Below are 15,762 nucleotides of genomic sequence, written 5' to 3' on the forward strand. Positions count from 1 at the left end.
AGAGTAGTCGCACTTAGTGCAGTTTCAGGCGCGGCTCGGTGCCGCGTCCGATCCTGCTGCCCAGCATCAGCATCAAGGTGCGGAAGGTGCCGTACAGCGCCATCTGGTGCATGCGATATAGCGAGATGTAGAACATCCGCGCCAACCAGCCTTCCAGCATAACGGTACCCATCAGGCTGCCCATCAAGTTACCCACAGCCGAAAAGCTCGACAGGGAAATCAGCGAGCCATAATCGCGGTAGGTGTAGTCCGGCAGCTGAGTTTTACCTTCAATGCGCAATTTCAGCGACTTGGCCAGCAACGACGCCTGCTGGTGAGCAGCCTGGGCGCGAGGCGGCACCAGCTTGTCGGTGCCGGGTTGCGGACAGGCGGCGCAATCGCCAAAGGCAAAAATATTCTCGTCACGGGTGGTTTGCAGGGTAGGGCGTACCACCAACTGGTTAATGCGGTTGGTTTCCAGCCCGGCAATTTCCTTCAAGAAGCCAGGTGCACGAATGCCCGCAGCCCAAACCTTCAAACTTGCAGGAATCACCTGACCATCTTTGGTTATCAAGCTGTCAGCAGTTACTTCGCTGACTGCGGAGTTGGTCAGCACGGTGACCCCGAGTTTTTCCAGGGTTTTATGCACAGGCCCGCCGATACGGTCCGGCAGGGCAGGCAATACCCGTGGGCCCGCTTCGATCAGGGTGATATGCATGTTTTCCGGCTTGATCCGGTCCAGGCCATAGGCTGCCAGTTCGTGGGCGGCATTGTGCAGTTCGGCAGCCAGCTCGACTCCGGTTGCACCTGCGCCGACAATGGCCACGCTGATCTGTTCGAGCGTATCGCTTTGCCCTGCGTGGGCACGCAGGTAATGATTGAGCAGTTGCTGATGAAATTTCTCGGCCTGCTTGCGGGTATCGAGGAACAGGCAGTGTTCGGCCGCGCCTTTGGTACCGAAGTCATTGGTGGTACTGCCCACCGCAATCACCAGGGTGTCGTAACCCAACTCGCGGGCAGGTACCAGTTCCTGGCCGTTTTCGTCGAGGGTTGCCGACAATGAGATCTTTTTCAGTTCACGATCCAGCCCGCTCATGCGGCCCAGCTGGAACTGAAAGTGATTCCATTTGGCCTGGGCGACGTAGTTGAGCTCGTCTTCCGATGAGTTCAATGAGCCGGCAGCAACTTCATGCAGCAGCGGTTTCCAGATATGGGTCAGGTTGGCATCGACCAGCGTGACGCTGGCCTTGCCGCGCTTACCCAGAGTCTTGCCCAGGCGGGTCGCCAACTCCAGGCCGCCGGCGCCGCCGCCGACGATAACAATACGATGGGTCATGGATATCACTCACAAGGCTTGAAAAAAATTCTGTGCCTGAGTGGCCCCGGGCGAGCGCAATGCAGCTCATAGCGCCAGGTAACTCAGGAGGCGGCTCAAAAGGCCCATGCCGATCACCGCGATCACCACTATGGCAAGGAGCAGCCAGGGCCTGAAAGGGCGGCGCTCAACCTGATTTTGTGGCAATTGAAGGTACTCTTCGACACGCTTCAGATCATCGGGGTTCAGGCGACTGGGCATATTTTTGGCCTCGTCAAATAGACGTTGCTGGGTGTGTAAAAGCTACAGCATTGATCAACCGGGATGAAATGAAGCATAGCCGTGCGGGCCTAATGGCTCGACCCGCAGTTCGTCGTCTAGACGAATGATCCCGCTTTCGATTACCCGGGCCGTGATCCCGCCGTGGCCACGTACCGCCTGAAAAGTCCCCTGGCCCAGACGCTGCTCCAGTCGGGCACAAGGCTGACACCAGCCAGTGGTTTCGAAAATGGCCTGGCCAACCTTGAAGCGCCGGCCTTTGAGGCTGAACAGGTTGATTCCGCGGATCACCAGGTTGCGGCGCAAGTCCTGCGCCAGGATCGGTTGATCCGCCGTGCGCCCCAGCAGTGAGCTGATAACGGCCAGGTGTTCCCATTGTATCAGCGTCACCTGGCGGGCATTGCGGGCGCCGGGCCGGGCATGATCGCCGGTCAGCCCGGCTTCGCGGCGGGCTTCAACCGCGTCGAGTTCGAGCATGTCTGCCCGGGACTCGGGGCGTACGCCGATCCAGCACACGCGCCCGGTTTGCGGCACATTGGCAATAAGCGCCTGCAACGGGCTCACAGGCTGATACCCACATCAAAAATAATGCTGCGTCCCAGGTTGTTGCGCAAAAAATCCGGTGCGTCCGGTTGGGCAAACAGCACCCGGGCAAAGGTCGGCCCTACCAGCGACAGCGAGCGCCAGCCCTGGCGCAAATATTCAGTCGGCGGCGGAAAGTGGCTGTTAAGGTCCAGCACTTCGCGCTTGAGGCTGGAAAACGCAATGATATCCAGCTGCCCCAGGTCGATATCGCGCTCTTTGTAGTTAGTGGCTTTTTTATGCAGGGTGGGGCCCAGCCGCTGCAACAGCTTGCTCGCCGGAATCCGTTTGGGCCGTGCTTCGCGACGGACCAATTGGCTCAGGGAGTAGGCGCTGCGCCTGCGCTGCAGTTCCGCGCGCCATTCATCGTTCAGGCGCCGGCCCTCATCGAGGACAAAGAACACCTCAAAGCGTGCATCGCCGAACAGCACATCGGGAGGCTCCTGGCCCGCCTGCCGGAAGTCTTCACTGTGGTAGGGGATATTCAGGCCTTGCAACAGGCGCTGGCAGACCCAACGCTCACGCTCCCATTTGCGGGCATTGGATAAAAAGGCATTGGCTTGCTCGGCCTGAATGGTGAGCAGGCGTAAATAATCTGAGTCGTCCATGCACGCAGCTTAGCCTTGAAACAGGTGTTACTGAAAGTCCGGGTGTAGACTCAGTCGCATCCGACAGGGAGGGTTGAACGGTGTGTTTTGACAAGGCAGGGCAAGGCCGATGATAAGTACACAGGTGTTATCCACACAAACGCTGGTCATCGGCTGGCTGATCTATGTTCCCGTTGTGCTGTGGGCCATCTGGCGTGCTCCCTGGGTTGAGCTGTTTACCGATACGCGGCGCCAGCACCTGTTGTTTGGCACGGTGTTCGGGGTGTTTTTGCTCTGGCTGGTACGGCGTGACTTTGATGGCGGGGTGTCTTACCACTTTATTGGCCTGACGGTGGTCACGTTGCTGCTCGACTGGCCGCTGGCAGTGGTCGGTGCGCTTCTGGCGCAAGTCGGACTGGTGTTGCTGGGGCGTCAGGAGTTGGCCGCGATGGGTGTCAACGGCGTGCTGCTGATTCTGTTGCCGATAGCAGTGACCGAAGGGTGTGCGCGTATGGTCGAGCGTGCGCAACCGCGTAACCCCTTTGTGTATATCTTTTGCTCGGGTTTTTTTGCCGCAGCGTTGGCGGCGTTGCTGTGCATAGGGGCGGTGCTGGGTGTGTTGTGGCTGGACGGGTTGTTCGTCATGCCGTATTGGCTGGAGGACTTTGTCGGCTATCTGTGGCTGATCATCTTTCCCGAAGCGTTTATCAACGGGATGCTGGTAACCGCACTGGTGGTGTTCTGCCCGGAGTGGCTTGAGACCTTTAACCGCACCCGCTACCTGGCGGCGCCATGGAAGGATGATGGAGAAAAGCCGTAATCGCCGACGCAGGCTGCGAGATAAACCGCAGGGCCTGTGCTCTTTTAAAGCACGACCCCTTCGGGCTCGATCGCAGCCTTCGTACCTCGTCAGCGACTACAGGATTTGGCTTTTAATGTAAGCGCTCGCTCAGGTCTTCGGAAAACAGATCATCTTCAGCATCCGGGCTGACCGGGATCTTGTGTTCCTCGCTGGCCCAGGCACCCAGGTCGATCAGCTTGCAGCGGTCCGAGCAGAACGGGCGAAAAGCGTTGGTGGTATCCCATTGCACGGCTGTGCCACAGGTCGGGCAGTCGATGGTCATAGGTTTGGTCATGGTTGGCCTCCACGCAAAGTTAAATAAAAGTGATGCAGGCGCTCGACCTCAGTCTGCAGCGCCTTCAGATCCTTGTCATTGACCAGCACATCGTCAGCGTGACGAAGGCGATCTTCGCGGCTGGCCTGTGCCTTGAGAATGGCCTGGACTTGCTGTTCGGTGGTGTTGTCACGCACAAGGGTACGCTGCATCTGCAGGGCTTGCGGTGCATCGATCACCAGTACACGTTGAGTTGTGGTGTATTGGCCGGACTCGATCAGCAGCGGCGAAACCAGAATGGCGTAAGGCGATTTCGCCTGTGCCAGATTGTTTGCGATCTCTTCACGAATCAGTGGGTGCAGCAGTGCTTCAAGCCAGCGGCGTTGCTCGGGGTCGGTGAAGATCAGATGGCGCAATGCGCCACGATTGAGTTGCCCGTCGGCTTGCAGCACCTGTGCTCCAAAGTGTTCGGCAATACTGGCCAGCGCCGGGCGTCCCAGCTCAACGACCCAGCGCGCCGCATGATCGGCGTCCACCACATGTATGCCCAACGCGGCAAAGTGCTCGGCAGCGGCACTTTTACCACTGCCGATACCGCCGGTAAGCCCGAGAATCCAGGGTTTGGAGGGTGGAGTCATCATGTCAAACCGAAACCTGCCAATAGAAGCCGGTTATTTGACCACCCCAGAGCAATGCAATCCAGCCGGCAATTGCCAGATACGGCGCAAAGGGGATCGGGGTACTGGTTTTGGCCCGGCGCATGGCCAAAAGCCCCAGCCCCACCGTCGCCCCCAGCAGTGAAGAGAGCAGGAGGGTTAGCGGCAGAACCGCAACCCCGCCCCATGCCCCGAGTACGGCCAGCAACTTGAAATCGCCGTAGCCCATGCCGTCCTTGCCGGTGACCAGTTTGAATATCCAGAACACCGACCACAGGCTTGCATAGCCCAGCGCGGCCCCCCATACGGCCTGCCCCAAAGTGGTGAACAGGGAGAAGCTGTTGAGCAACAATCCCAGCCACAGCAGAGGCAAAACCAGCACATCAGGCACGATTTGATGCTCGATATCGATCAGGCAAATGCCGAATAACCCCCAGGTCAGCAGAAGCATCCAGCCCGCCTGGGCGCCAAAACCGAAATGCCAGGCGACAAAAGCCGACAATACCGCGCAGGTCAGTTCCGTAAGGGGATAGCGCAGGCTAATGGCACTTTTGCACTGCGAGCATTTACCACGCAAAAACAGGTAGCTCAGTAGCGGGATGTTCTCCCGTACGCGCAGCGAATGCCGGCAATTGGGGCAGTGAGAGCGCGGGCGCAGCAAGTTATACACAGGACCTTTGGCTGGCTCGGGCAAATCCAGCACCTCGCGGGCCTGGGCTTGCCATTCCTGTTCAAGCATTTTTGGCAATCGCCACGCCAGCACATTGATAAAACTGCCTGCCAGCAAGCCGAGTATCAGCGCGCAGGTAATAAAAGCGTCGGGGTGACGGCTCAGCAAATCAATCATGCTCATATTACCCGGCCAAGGTTGAATATCGGCAAGTACATGGCGATGACCAGCCCGCCAACCATGACTCCAAGTACCACCATGATTATCGGCTCCAGCAAGGTTGTCAGGTTGTCGACCAGAGTGTCGACCTCGCTTTCATAATAGGCGGCAACCTGGTCAAGCATGCTGTCCAATGTGCCGGATTCTTCGCCAATAGCTGTCATCTGGATTGCCATGCCCGGGAATACTCCGGCAGCGGCCATGGCCACATGGATCTGGCTACCCGTTGCAACCTGCTTCTTCAGTCGTAGCACCGCGTCTTTGTACAGGCTATTGCCAGTGGCGCTGGCTACGGAGTTCAGCGCTTCGAGCAATGGCACGCCGGCAGCCAGGGTCGTCGACAGCGTGCGGGCAAAACGGGCCATTGCTGACATGTGCAGCAGATTGCCCATGACGGGCAGTTTCAGCAGCCAGCGATCAACGCGCTGGCGCCAGGTTGCGCAGTGCTTGTAGCGATGGTGAAGGCCTGCAAGGGTGATGCCGCAAAAAAGCAGCAGCCACAGGCCATGCGCCTGAAGGCTGTCAGACAGGCCGATCACCCACAAGGTAAGCACTGGCAGTTGCGCGTCGAATGAGCGGAAAACGCCCTGGAACTGCGGAACCACTTCGATCAACAAAATGCCGCACACCGCCAGCGCGACCACGAGCACGGCGCTGGGGTAGGTCATGGCTTTTTTGATTTTCTTTTTCAGAGTGGCGGTCTTTTCCCTGTAGGTCGCCACCCGTTGCAGCAACACGTCCAGAGCCCCGGCCAGTTCGCCAGCTTCGACGAGGCTGCAAAACAGAGGATCGAAATGTGCCGGTTTTTTGCGCAGCGCCGCCGACAGGCTGGTGCCTGCGCCGATGTCTTGCTGGAGTTCGGTGACCTGCTGGCGCATGGCACGGCTCTCGAAACCGTTGGCGATAACCTTCAGAGCTTGCTGCATAGTTATGCCCGCGCTGATCAGGGTAGCCAGTTGGCGGGTGAACAGGGTGATATCCAGTGCCGTGACCGATTTGCCCGCATTCAGTGTGTGACTGTAATGGCGGCGGATTTTACTAACGGTAATACCTTGGCGGCGTAGCTGGACCCGAATCATTGTGTGGTGTTCCGCCGTGATTTGCCCGCTGGTTTTAATGCCATTTCGATCGGTGCCTTCCCACCGGTAAAGGCTGTTTTTAACGGCCTGTGTTGCCATGCATCGATCCTTGGAGCGCGGCGCGCCCGGCTGTGCTGTAAGCCCAAAGACTAGATGCACCGAGCCTTGACCCGGCAAGTTGAGAGTGACCAGAAGTGTCAGCGATGCAGTTGTGGAGCAACTGCCCACTAACCTTGATAGCCTGTGCGCACTTTTTTGCCTGCACAGCACTGCCTGGCACCTGTGGGTGCCCCTTTTCTGGAGACTTCATGTGAAACAACAACAAGGCTTCACCCTGATCGAACTGATGATTGTGGTTGCAATTATCGGTCTGATTGCTTCGTTCGCATTTCCGGCTTACCACGAGCACGTGATGAAGACCCGTTTTGCCGAGGTGAACACCATCAGCAATACCTACAAGACTGCCGTCGCCCTGTGCTACAGCCAGACCAATGATCTGATGGCCTGTGATGCGGGCACCAACGGCATCCCGGGGCCGGCCGAAGCGACGGAAAACCTGGCAGCGGGCATGACGGTAGTCGATGGTGTGATTACCATGGCGGGGACCCAGGCAGCAGGCGGCTGGGTCAGCGTATTGGTGCCGACCCCGAGCAATTCGGGGGGCACCCTGAACTGGACGCAAAATGGTACCTGCCTGGCCAGCGGTGCGTGCAAATAGCCCGCGATGGTCGTAATGCCGAGTGTGTGAAGCCTGGGCGCCAAGGGCTCAAGAATATCGCGATTTACCAACAACCTTGGTCAGCAGGCCCGCTCCTGCAGCGGCACACATGCGGCAATTGCCGGTTTTTGCCAGCGCTGCTAGTTTTACTGATACCGCCGGTGTAGCTCAGTCGGTAGAGCAGCGCACTCGTAACGCGAAGGTCGCAGGTTCGATTCCTGTCTCCGGCACCATTTAAAAAGCCATCCGGTCAATGCCGGGTGGCTTTTTCGTTCAGGGGCAGCACCAGGCACTTTGACGTCCGAAAATGGCGAGAATCGGCCAAAACGCGGTGCTATTCTGCGGACCATGAATACAGATAACCGCCTGTCAACGCCCAGTACCGCTGCCTGCGAAATCGCTCGCCTGAGCCGTGATGCGCGGTTTGACGGGGTGTTTTTCACTGCCGTACTCAGCACCCGGATCTACTGCCGCCCCGTGTGTCCGGCCCGTGCGCCAAAAGCCGAAAACGTGGTTTATTACCCCAGCGCGGCAGCGGCTCAGGCCCAAGGCTTTCGCCCCTGTTTGCGTTGTCGGCCCGAGCTGGCACCGGGTAATCAGCTTTGGTTGCAGGGCGAGCATCTGGTGTCGCGCGCCTTGACGCTGATTAATGAGGGTTACCTGGCAGAGCACTCGCTGGAAGAGTTGGCTGAGCGCATGGACATCGGTGCGCGGCAATTGCGTCGTCTGTTTGTTCACTATCTCGGGGCGCCGCCGATGGCCGTGCATTCCACCCGGCGCCTGCTTTTTGCCAAGCAACTATTGACCGAAACCGACCTGTCGATCACTGAAGTGGCAATGGCTTCCGGCTTTGGTAGTCTGCGTCGTTTCAATGCGGCTTTTGCCGAAGCCAATCATGCCGAGCCCCGTGCCTTCAGGCGCAGCCCGAAGACACGGGCAGACAAGGCGCTGGTGTTGCGCCTGGGCTATCGCCCGCCTTACGACTTTGCAGCCTTGCTGGGCTTTCTGCAGACCCGGGCCTTGCCCGGTATCGAACGGGTCGATGGCCACAGTTATCAGCGGGTGTTTGGCAGCCCTGAAGCTCCCGGCTGGCTGAGGGTCAGCGCCTGGCCGGGTGAGCAGCATGCATTGCAGCTGGAGCTGCGCAATGTGCCACCGGGGCAGATGCTGGCGGTGGTCACGCGGATTCGGCGCATGTTCGATCTGGATGCCGACCCGCTGGCCATCGCCGGTACCTTGAGTGCCAGCCCGCTGCTGGCGCCTGTGATCGGGCGTTATCCGGGGCTGCGATTGCCGGGGGGCTGGGACGGTTTTGAAGTGGCGGTGCGGGCCGTGCTGGGGCAGCAAGTCAGTGTGGCTGCAGCACGCACCCTGGCCAGTCGAATCGTGCAGCGCCATGGTGTTGCCATTGAAGCCGACAAGGGCTCGGGGCTGGATCGTCTGTTTCCCGGCCCTGAGCAGCTGGCCCAAGCCGATCTTGGGCAAATGGGCATAACCCAGGCGCGCATCAATACGATCCAGGGCATCGCCCGCGCCCTTGCACAAGGGCGTGTCGACTTCGCCGTGGAGCAACCCCTGGAGCGTTTTATCGAGCGCTGGGTACAACTGCCCGGTATTGGCGAATGGACCGCGCATTACATCGCCATGCGCGTGCTCAAACACCCAGATGCATTTCCGGCCGCCGATCTGATTCTGCGCCGTGAAGCCAACCCCCAGGGTGAGCCGTTAAGTACCAAAGCGCTGCAGGCACTGGCTGAAAGCTGGCGCCCGTGGCGGGCCTATTCCGTGATGTATTTATGGCGCGCAGCTACCGATTCGATTACAGCGCGCAAGGTGTGAACATGACGCAGATTTACTACGAACAAATGCCATCACCGATTGGGCCACTGTTTCTGGTCGCTGATGATGAAGGGTTGCGCGAAGTGCGTTTCGAGTTGGATCGCCGGCCCCATGTACCACAGGACGGGTGGGTGCATTCGCCACCAAAGCTTGCCGAAGTTCGCCGTCAACTGGAGGAATATTTTGCGGGTGAGCGTCAGACGTTCGACCTGTTTCTCAAGCCGCTAGGCACCGACTTTCAGCAGTCGGTATGGCAGGCCCTGACCACCATTCCCTTTGCGGTAACCACCAGTTACGGCCAGATTTCACAGCAGATCCATCGGCCCAAGGCGTCCCGGGCAGTGGGAGCGGCGAACGGGCGCAATCCGATCCCGATCATCATCCCGTGCCATCGGGTGATTGGCAGCAATGGCACCTTGACCGGTTTTGCCGGAGGTCTGGCAGCCAAGCAATGGCTGCTAGAGCATGAGATCAAGTGCCGCCGGCACGGCTGATGCAAAACCTGTGCTTTTTGTGGGAGCGGGCTTGCTCGCGATGCGGGCACCGCGGTGTATCAGGCGAACCCCAGTGATGCCATCGCGAGCCAGCCCGCTCCCACAGCAAAGGTGTGCAGGGCTTACAGGCTCAACCGCATCGACAGATCCACCGCCTTCACATCCTTGGTCATGGCGCCAATCGAGATGTAGTCCACGCCGGTTTCGGCGATCGGACGCAAGGTCGACTCGTTGATACCGCCGCTGGCTTCCAGCATGGCCTTGCCCGCGTTCAGGCGTACCGCTTCGCGCATGTCATCCATGCTCAGTTCGTCGAGCATGATGATATCCGCACCTGCCGCCAGCGCTTCATTCAGTTCTTGCAGGCTTTCCACTTCGATTTCAACCGGCTTGCCAGGGGCAATCTTGTGCGCGGCACTGATGGCTTGCGCGATACCGCCGCAGGCAGCGATATGGTTTTCCTTGATCAAAAAGGCGTCGTACAGACCAATACGGTGATTGTGGCAGCCACCACAGGTTACCGCGTACTTTTGCGCCATACGCAAACCCGGCAGGGTCTTGCGTGTGTCCAGCAGCTTGACCCGCGTATCGGCCACCTGATCAGCGAGGTGCTGGGCATGGGTGGCGACGCCTGACAGCATTTGCAGAAAGTTCAGCGCGCTACGTTCACCACTGAGCAGCGAGCGGGCCGGGCCTTCAAGATGAAACAGTACCTGGTCGGGGCTCACGCGATCGCCATCGGCCACCTGCCAATGCACGGCAACCCGAGGGTCAAGCTGGCGGAACACAGTGTCGACCCAGGCTGTGCCGCTGATCACTGCTGCTTCACGGGTAATGATCGTGGCTTTGGCCAGGCGCTCGGCCGGGATCAGCCGTGCGGTGATATCGCCGCTGCCAATATCTTCGGCTAACGCACGGCGCACGTTGGCTTCTATTTCGGCAGTGAGGTCGGCCAGGCGTAAATTCGGCATAACGAGCTCCACAAACAAAGTGCGCCGATTATAGGGGCATGCCACCGGTGAACCCAAGGTGTGCGAAGAGTCACATGCAAATACCTGCAATGTGCTGTTTTCGGCACTTTGAACATTAATTTGCACCTGCAATCACTCAAATGAAGAGTCCGCTGGTACAAGCGCCATCTTTTACAAGATAATCCGCCTTGCTATTGGCGCCATAGCTTTGACGTGCTGCCATTGCCCTAAATTCCGATTCACCGGCCAGTGCCCAATGCACTCGCCGGTTTCTGTTAGTGAGCGGCAAAAATGGCTCTGACCACGCGCGTTCACTGGCAAACGAAGAAATCCTTCCGGGAGGCCAGGATGCAAAATGACGGGAAAGTGGGGCCTGGGAGCAGGACCACTAAGGAGTTGGCGATGCACTCGCCGCTTACCCGCCTGCCTGTGATCCTGCTGCAGGTGCATGACAAGGCTGCGCAGCAGTTGCGCAACGAACTGCAGGTGCTGTTCGAAAATGCCGACCAGACCCTGTTTGAAATGGCCGACAAGGCGCAGAGCGATACCGATCAGAGCCTGTTCTTTGAGGCCATGCGCGATGTGCGGCTCAAACGAAAAAGCATTGAACGCGGTTTTCTTGAGCGTCTGTTCGATGCCTTTATCCGTCTGACCCTGCCTGATGTCAGTGAGCCAGCCCTGCAGGTCGTTCCCGCAGGGCATGCGGTGTTCTCGCTGATGGCCGATAACATTGAGCGCGCTCAGGTAACCAATGCAATGGTGACGAAGGTCCTGAGCCGCAACCAGCTGGCTTTGTGTCAGTTGAGCACACGCCTCAACACCCTGAGCTGCATGCCACTGGATGAACAGAACAACCCGCTGGGGCCGGCGATGCTGTGCGAATATTTTTTGCAGGCCGAACGTGACCAGGGCATGGACATCAAGGTCAAGCTGATCATGCTGCGCCTGTTCGACAAGTACCTGCTCAGTCAGACCGGGCAGCTGTACGCCGACGCCAACCAGCTGTTGATTGCCACCGGAGTGCTGCCAGATCTGTCGGACAGGGAGTCGTGCTGCGCCGCCAAAGCCGATATCCATGCCCAGGAGTTGCCAGGGGCGGGTGAGGATGCGAGTAACCTGATCGGGCTTTTGTTCGACTACATCAGCGATGATCGCAACCTTTCGCAGCCTTTGAAAAAACTGCTGGGGTTGTTGCGTGAACCCATGCTCCAGATCGCCCGGCGTGATCAGAACTTCTTCAGCTGTGACAGCCATCCGGCCCGGCGTCTGCTCAATGTCATGGCCGATGCAGCCATTGGCTGGGACGCCGGTGCCAATAGTTGCAACGATCCGCTGTACCGCAAGGTCGAGCACGTGGTGCTGCAATTGGCCCGGTACGCGGGCAATAATCCGGCGCTGCTTGAGTCGTTGCTGCATGATTTTTCGATGTTTACCCGCGGCGAGCGCAGCCGCACCGAGCTGCTTGAGCAGCGCACCCGTGATGCCGAACAGGTGCGCTGCCGCCCTGCGGTGCAGCGCAACCCGGTGCGCTCATGGCCTTCACCGGTTCTCGATGAGCAAGCTCAGTTGGGGTTGTTGTTGGTCAGTCAGCTGCGGGTTGGGGCCTGGATCGAACTGCAAGAAGATGAGACCACCCGCCTGCGTTGCAAGCTGATTACGATTCTTGAGCCGGACGGTACGCATATCTTTGTAAACCGTATCGGGGCCAAGGTGCTGGAAAAAAGCCGCAACGATTTAATCGTGCACCTGCGCAATGGCAGTATCCTGCTGGTCGATGACCGACTGTTGATCGATCGGGCTCTGGAGTCGGTGATAGACAGTTTGCGTCAGGCTGGCGGCGAGTAATCGCGTATAGCGCAGATTGCTCCCCATCGATGCGCGCATCGCGGCATACTGGGCCTTTGGTTTTGCCTGTTAAAGGAGCCTGTATGCAGATGGACCCCGCGAGCGGCTGGTTTCAAGGCGTGCGCCATTGCCCGTCACCCAACTTCAATGCGCGCCCGGGTGATGAAATCTCCCTGCTGATCATTCATAACATCAGCTTGCCGCCGGGGCAGTTCGCCACCGGTAAGGTCCAGGAATTCTTCCAGAATCGACTGGACGTCACAGAACATCCTTACTTTGAAGGTATAAGTGCCCTGCGCGTGAGCGCACATTTTCTGATCGAGCGTGACGGCACTGTTACCCAGTTTGTCTCCTGTTTTGATCGCGCATGGCATGCTGGCGTTTCGAGCTTCGAAGGACGTGAGACCTGCAATGATTTTTCTCTGGGCATTGAACTTGAGGGCACCGATGAGCTGCCTTTTACGGATGCCCAGTATCAGGCTCTGACAACCTTGACCCGACAGTTGCAGATGCAGTTTCCTGCCATTACCCGGCACAGGATTTGCGGCCATAGCGACGTGGCGCCGGGACGCAAGACGGACCCGGGACCGGCTTTTGACTGGACGCGTTTTCGCAGCGCGTTGCAGCACACAGGAGATAAACAATGAGTTTTGTGGTGTTACTGCTGGCGATTGTGGTCGAGAAATTCTCGGGGCTGCGTCAGCGTCTGCAGCGTGATGGCGGCTGGTTGCGCGAGTTGCACAAACTTGAAACCAGCCCAAGGCTTGGCAACAAGCCATGGTGGGTGTTGTTTATCCTGATTGCCTTGCCTGCGGCGGTGCTGGGCTTGCTGCTGGTGGTACTGCATCCGGTGGCTTATGGCCTGTTGGCACTGCCGATACATTTACTGGTGGTGATCTACAGCCTTGGGCGTGGAGACTTGCTGGGGGGGCTCGGGCCGTTTCGTGATGCCTGGCGTCGTGGTGATTTGCAGGCCGCCGCCCATGTTGCCGAGCGTGACCTGAGCATAAATGCGGACAGCGGTGAGCAATTGCTGGAGAGGGTGCAGGGGCATTTGTTATGGCAGGCCTACCAGAGCTTCTTTGCGGTTATTTTCTGGTACTTCCTGCTGGGACCGGTGGTGATCCTGAGCTATCGCCTGCTGGCCCTGGCGCAGGAGCACAGCCAAAACCCGGCGCTGGTGGAGCGTGCCGGGCAATTGCGCCATGCTTTTGACTGGTTGCCGGTGCGGTTGCTGGCCGCGAGTTTTGCCCTGGTGGGTAATTTTGCAGCGGTTAGCCGGGTGATGTTGCATGAGTTGCTGAGCTGGGACATCAGTGCTGCGCAGCTGATCAACAAAGCCGGCTGCGCAGCTGCTGAAATCCCTGCGCCACAGGCCGGGCCTGAGGGCGTGAGCAGCCTCGACACCCTGTGGGCCTTGCTGCTGCGGGCGGCGGTGTTGTGGTATGCGTGCTTCGCGGTGTGGGCGTTGTTGCTCTGAGATTACACAAGATCTGTAGCAGCCTCGCTCCTTCGGCAGCTGCTACAGGGGTATAAGTCAGCGCTTCCAGCCAAAGACTTCGCAGGCATTGGCTGTTGTCGCCTTTGCCAATTGCTCGGGGCTGATGCCCATTATCTCGGCCAGCGCCCGGCAAATATCAGGCAGGTACTGCGGGCTGTTGCGCTGGTTGGGGTACATGGCCGGGGCCATGCCGGGGGCATCGGTTTCCAGCACGATGGCGTCCAGCGGCAGATCAGGTAGCACTTTGCGCAAGCGCAAAGCTTGTGGCCAGGTGGCAGCCCCCCCCAGGCCCAGCTTGAATCCCAGTTTTATATATTCACGGGCTTCTTCGCGACTGCCTGAAAAGGCATGAACAATCCCGCCACGCTGAAGCTTGAAACGCTTGAGGGTGGCGATTACCTGCGCATGGCTGCGCCGAACATGAAGCAGGGCGGGCAGATTAAAGTCGGCGGCCAATTGCAACTGGGCTTCAAACAACTGTTGCTGGATCTGGCGGTCCAGCTCGGGCAAAAAGTAGTCCAGGCCGATCTCGCCCACAGCACACACCTGAGGATGCCCTGCCAGGCGGCTCAGCCATTGCCCCAGTTCAATCATATGCTCGGGGCGATGCTCATTGATGTACACCGGGTGCAGGCCAAACGCGGCATACAGTTGGCTGTCGGTTTGGATCAAGTCCCACACGCTCTGCCAATTACTCTGATAAACCCCCAGAACCACCATGCTTTCAACCCCCAGTGCCCGACTGCCCGCCAGTACCTGTGGGCGGTCGGCGTCGAACTCAGGGAAGTCGAGGTGGGTGTGGGTGTCGATCAGTTGCATACTCAGGCCTGGTGGATGCGCTGTTTGAAGTTACGGGCAATGGCATGGATGCCGGGTACGTAGTTTTGCTCTTCAATCGCCGCCAGGGCCAGGTTCAGGGCTGTTTCGGCAATCAGCTTGTGTTGTTGGCCCATAGCATTGACTGGCAGCGGCAGGAAGTCCAGCAACTGGGTGTCACCAAACGTGGCAAGGCGCAATGGCGGGCGCTGGGTCGGGTGCTCCAGCAACGCGTCGAACATCCCTTGCAACAGCACATATGAAGTGGTGATCAGCGCTTCGGGGAAGTGCCCCTGGCGTGCCAGCAAATCATCAATGATCCGCCGTCCACATTCACGGCTGAACGCACTGCCGTGTTCGATCAGGACCTCGCCCTTGAACCCTTCGACCGCTTGCTTGAAACCCGCTTCACGGGCCTGGCTGACGCTCAGTTCGGGGCGTGCACCGATCAACACAATCTGGCGCGGCAAAGGCTGCAACAGACTGCGGGTCAATTGCAGGCTGGCTTCGCAATCATCACTGATTACCGAGCAGAAGCGCTCCGGCTCCAGGGTCCGGTCGATGGCGATGATGGGCATGCCCAGGTCCTGCAACTGGCGGTAGCTGTCATCTTCTGCGGGCAAGCAGCTGGCTACGAACAGGGCATCGCAGCGACGGGCACGAAACAGCTTGAGCAATTGGCGCTCACTGTCCGGTGCATCGTCGGAGCTGGCGATCAGCAACTGATAGCCGCGGGCACGGGCGCCTTGTTCGAGCTGCTTGGCCAGGCGCGCATAACTCGGGTTTTCGAGGTCCGGCAGGATGAACCCCAAGGTGCGCGTGTGTCGGCTGCGCAGCCCGGCTGCCTGCGGGTTGGGAGTAAAGCCGTGCTCCTCGACCACCGCACGTACGCGCTCGACCGTGCTGCTGCTGATGCGCTGCTGTTCGGCTTTTCCATTGATGACATAGCTGGCAGTCGTTACGGAAACACCTGCCAATTGAGCGATATCACTGAGTTTCACGCCGAAAATTCCTTATTTTTTGTAGTACATGTCGACATTGTGAACAATCCTAACCGATAAAGGCAGCCGACCATCGTCTGTCATGGGTGCGCTGTA

General features: G+C 58.8%; 18 protein-coding genes and 1 tRNA gene. 8 read left to right on the top strand and 11 right to left on the bottom strand.

Features of this window, described 5'->3' with window-relative positions; all coding sequences use genetic code 11:
• Window positions 1–13: 13 nt before the first annotated feature.
• The 4 genes from V6L81_RS07190 to V6L81_RS07205 all read right to left on the bottom strand — a co-directional run bounded on the left by V6L81_RS07190 (window position 14) and on the right by V6L81_RS07205 (window position 2,763).
• A complete protein-coding gene (locus V6L81_RS07190) occupies window positions 14–1,315 on the bottom strand; it encodes an NAD(P)/FAD-dependent oxidoreductase (RefSeq protein WP_095001623.1) in 1,302 nt (433 codons plus the stop codon).
• Between the two features lie 66 nt (window positions 1,316–1,381).
• The gene (locus tag V6L81_RS07195) at window positions 1,382–1,555 is read right to left on the bottom strand and encodes a DUF3094 family protein (protein WP_088378952.1); all 174 of its coding nucleotides are present in this window, start codon (window positions 1,553–1,555) and stop codon (window positions 1,382–1,384) included.
• A gap of 54 nt (window positions 1,556–1,609) precedes the next feature.
• On the bottom strand, window positions 1,610–2,137 hold the full coding sequence (locus V6L81_RS07200; RefSeq protein ID WP_095020318.1) for an MOSC domain-containing protein: 528 nt from the start codon (window positions 2,135–2,137) through the stop codon (window positions 1,610–1,612).
• Window positions 2,134–2,763 (bottom strand): DUF1780 domain-containing protein, encoded by a 630-nt coding sequence (locus tag V6L81_RS07205; protein ID WP_095001620.1) that lies wholly within the window; start codon window positions 2,761–2,763, stop codon window positions 2,134–2,136. Before V6L81_RS07205 ends, V6L81_RS07200 begins: the two co-directional genes overlap by 4 nt.
• Before the next feature lie 109 nt (window positions 2,764–2,872).
• Here V6L81_RS07205 and V6L81_RS07210 point away from each other — a divergent pair, with 109 nt between their 5' ends.
• Window positions 2,873–3,562 (top strand): energy-coupling factor ABC transporter permease, encoded by a 690-nt coding sequence (locus tag V6L81_RS07210; RefSeq protein WP_095032559.1) that lies wholly within the window; start codon window positions 2,873–2,875, stop codon window positions 3,560–3,562.
• Window positions 3,563–3,674: 112 nt separating this feature from the next.
• Here V6L81_RS07210 and yacG read toward each other — a convergent pair whose 3' ends face one another.
• From yacG to V6L81_RS07230, 4 genes are read right to left on the bottom strand one after another with little or no spacing between them, the layout of a single operon-like run.
• Complete coding sequence (gene yacG, locus V6L81_RS07215) at window positions 3,675–3,878, bottom strand: DNA gyrase inhibitor YacG (RefSeq protein ID WP_016779444.1); 204 nt, start codon at window positions 3,876–3,878, stop codon at window positions 3,675–3,677.
• Window positions 3,875–4,498 carry a dephospho-CoA kinase gene (coaE, locus tag V6L81_RS07220; RefSeq protein WP_095020319.1) on the bottom strand — a complete coding sequence of 208 codons (624 nt, stop codon included), beginning with the start codon at window positions 4,496–4,498 and terminating at the stop codon, window positions 3,875–3,877. Before coaE ends, yacG begins: the two co-directional genes overlap by 4 nt.
• A gap of 1 nt (window position 4,499) precedes the next feature.
• Window positions 4,500–5,366: an A24 family peptidase gene (locus V6L81_RS07225; protein WP_338660579.1), complete on the bottom strand. Its 867-nt coding sequence runs from the start codon at window positions 5,364–5,366 to the stop codon at window positions 4,500–4,502.
• Window positions 5,363–6,580 carry a type II secretion system F family protein gene (locus V6L81_RS07230; RefSeq protein WP_095032556.1) on the bottom strand — a complete coding sequence of 406 codons (1,218 nt, stop codon included), beginning with the start codon at window positions 6,578–6,580 and terminating at the stop codon, window positions 5,363–5,365. The genes V6L81_RS07225 and V6L81_RS07230 overlap by 4 nt, the downstream gene beginning before the upstream one ends.
• Before the next feature lie 211 nt (window positions 6,581–6,791).
• Between V6L81_RS07230 and V6L81_RS07235 the strand changes: the two genes are divergently transcribed.
• The 4 genes from V6L81_RS07235 to V6L81_RS07250 all read left to right on the top strand — a co-directional run bounded on the left by V6L81_RS07235 (window position 6,792) and on the right by V6L81_RS07250 (window position 9,532).
• Entirely contained in the window at window positions 6,792–7,199 is a 408-nt protein-coding gene (locus V6L81_RS07235; RefSeq protein WP_095001615.1) for a prepilin-type N-terminal cleavage/methylation domain-containing protein, read from the top strand.
• Between the two features lie 157 nt (window positions 7,200–7,356).
• Window positions 7,357–7,432: transfer RNA gene (locus V6L81_RS07240), tRNA-Thr, on the top strand.
• Between the two features lie 115 nt (window positions 7,433–7,547).
• Window positions 7,548–9,038 carry an AlkA N-terminal domain-containing protein gene (locus tag V6L81_RS07245; protein ID WP_338660580.1) on the top strand — a complete coding sequence of 497 codons (1,491 nt, stop codon included), beginning with the start codon at window positions 7,548–7,550 and terminating at the stop codon, window positions 9,036–9,038.
• 2 nt (window positions 9,039–9,040) lie between these two features.
• A complete protein-coding gene (locus V6L81_RS07250; protein ID WP_095001608.1) occupies window positions 9,041–9,532 on the top strand; it encodes a methylated-DNA--[protein]-cysteine S-methyltransferase in 492 nt (163 codons plus the stop codon).
• Window positions 9,533–9,654: 122 nt separating this feature from the next.
• On the opposite strand, the gene nadC is transcribed toward V6L81_RS07250, so the two are convergent.
• The gene (nadC, locus tag V6L81_RS07255) at window positions 9,655–10,503 is read right to left on the bottom strand and encodes a carboxylating nicotinate-nucleotide diphosphorylase (protein ID WP_095001607.1); all 849 of its coding nucleotides are present in this window, start codon (window positions 10,501–10,503) and stop codon (window positions 9,655–9,657) included.
• 402 nt (window positions 10,504–10,905) lie between these two features.
• Between nadC and V6L81_RS07260 the strand changes: the two genes are divergently transcribed.
• The 3 genes from V6L81_RS07260 (at window position 10,906) to ampE (ending at window position 13,828) form a co-directional block, all read left to right on the top strand.
• Window positions 10,906–12,348, top strand: coding sequence for a DUF1631 family protein (locus tag V6L81_RS07260; RefSeq protein ID WP_370824315.1), 1,443 nt, complete (start codon window positions 10,906–10,908; stop codon window positions 12,346–12,348).
• 83 nt (window positions 12,349–12,431) lie between these two features.
• Entirely contained in the window at window positions 12,432–12,995 is a 564-nt protein-coding gene (gene ampD / locus V6L81_RS07265; RefSeq protein WP_095001605.1) for a 1,6-anhydro-N-acetylmuramyl-L-alanine amidase AmpD, read from the top strand.
• Window positions 12,992–13,828: a regulatory signaling modulator protein AmpE gene (ampE, locus tag V6L81_RS07270; protein WP_095001604.1), complete on the top strand. Its 837-nt coding sequence runs from the start codon at window positions 12,992–12,994 to the stop codon at window positions 13,826–13,828. Before ampD ends, ampE begins: the two co-directional genes overlap by 4 nt.
• 57 nt (window positions 13,829–13,885) lie before the next feature.
• Here ampE and V6L81_RS07275 read toward each other — a convergent pair whose 3' ends face one another.
• A complete protein-coding gene (locus V6L81_RS07275; RefSeq protein ID WP_095001603.1) occupies window positions 13,886–14,668 on the bottom strand; it encodes a TatD family hydrolase in 783 nt (260 codons plus the stop codon).
• Window positions 14,669–14,670: 2 nt separating this feature from the next.
• A complete protein-coding gene (cra, locus tag V6L81_RS07280) occupies window positions 14,671–15,666 on the bottom strand; it encodes a catabolite repressor/activator (protein ID WP_095001602.1) in 996 nt (331 codons plus the stop codon).
• Window positions 15,667–15,762 lie beyond the last annotated feature (96 nt).

This window comes from Pseudomonas bubulae (assembly GCF_037023725.1).
Taxonomy (GTDB): domain Bacteria; phylum Pseudomonadota; class Gammaproteobacteria; order Pseudomonadales; family Pseudomonadaceae; genus Aquipseudomonas; species Aquipseudomonas bubulae.

What these genes read in the sequence shown, in the direction of transcription:
- V6L81_RS07205 (WP_095001620.1), bottom strand. Translation starts at nt 2,763, where the DNA reads ATGGACGACTCAGATTATTTACGCCTGCTCACCATTCAGGCCGAGCAA.
- V6L81_RS07250 (WP_095001608.1), top strand. Translation starts at nt 9,041, where the DNA reads ATGACGCAGATTTACTACGAACAAATGCCATCACCGATTGGGCCACTG.
- V6L81_RS07245 (WP_338660580.1), top strand. Translation starts at nt 7,548, where the DNA reads ATGAATACAGATAACCGCCTGTCAACGCCCAGTACCGCTGCCTGCGAA.
- ampE (WP_095001604.1), top strand. Translation starts at nt 12,992, where the DNA reads ATGAGTTTTGTGGTGTTACTGCTGGCGATTGTGGTCGAGAAATTCTCG.
- V6L81_RS07190 (WP_095001623.1), bottom strand. Translation starts at nt 1,315, where the DNA reads ATGACCCATCGTATTGTTATCGTCGGCGGCGGCGCCGGCGGCCTGGAG.
- ampD (WP_095001605.1), top strand. Translation starts at nt 12,432, where the DNA reads ATGCAGATGGACCCCGCGAGCGGCTGGTTTCAAGGCGTGCGCCATTGC.
- nadC (WP_095001607.1), bottom strand. Translation starts at nt 10,503, where the DNA reads ATGCCGAATTTACGCCTGGCCGACCTCACTGCCGAAATAGAAGCCAAC.
- yacG (WP_016779444.1), bottom strand. Translation starts at nt 3,878, where the DNA reads ATGACCAAACCTATGACCATCGACTGCCCGACCTGTGGCACAGCCGTG.
- V6L81_RS07260 (WP_370824315.1), top strand. Translation starts at nt 10,906, where the DNA reads ATGCACTCGCCGCTTACCCGCCTGCCTGTGATCCTGCTGCAGGTGCAT.
- V6L81_RS07195 (WP_088378952.1), bottom strand. Translation starts at nt 1,555, where the DNA reads ATGCCCAGTCGCCTGAACCCCGATGATCTGAAGCGTGTCGAAGAGTAC.
- V6L81_RS07225 (WP_338660579.1), bottom strand. Translation starts at nt 5,366, where the DNA reads ATGAGCATGATTGATTTGCTGAGCCGTCACCCCGACGCTTTTATTACC.
- V6L81_RS07210 (WP_095032559.1), top strand. Translation starts at nt 2,873, where the DNA reads ATGATAAGTACACAGGTGTTATCCACACAAACGCTGGTCATCGGCTGG.
- coaE (WP_095020319.1), bottom strand. Translation starts at nt 4,498, where the DNA reads ATGATGACTCCACCCTCCAAACCCTGGATTCTCGGGCTTACCGGCGGT.
- V6L81_RS07230 (WP_095032556.1), bottom strand. Translation starts at nt 6,580, where the DNA reads ATGGCAACACAGGCCGTTAAAAACAGCCTTTACCGGTGGGAAGGCACC.
- V6L81_RS07275 (WP_095001603.1), bottom strand. Translation starts at nt 14,668, where the DNA reads ATGCAACTGATCGACACCCACACCCACCTCGACTTCCCTGAGTTCGAC.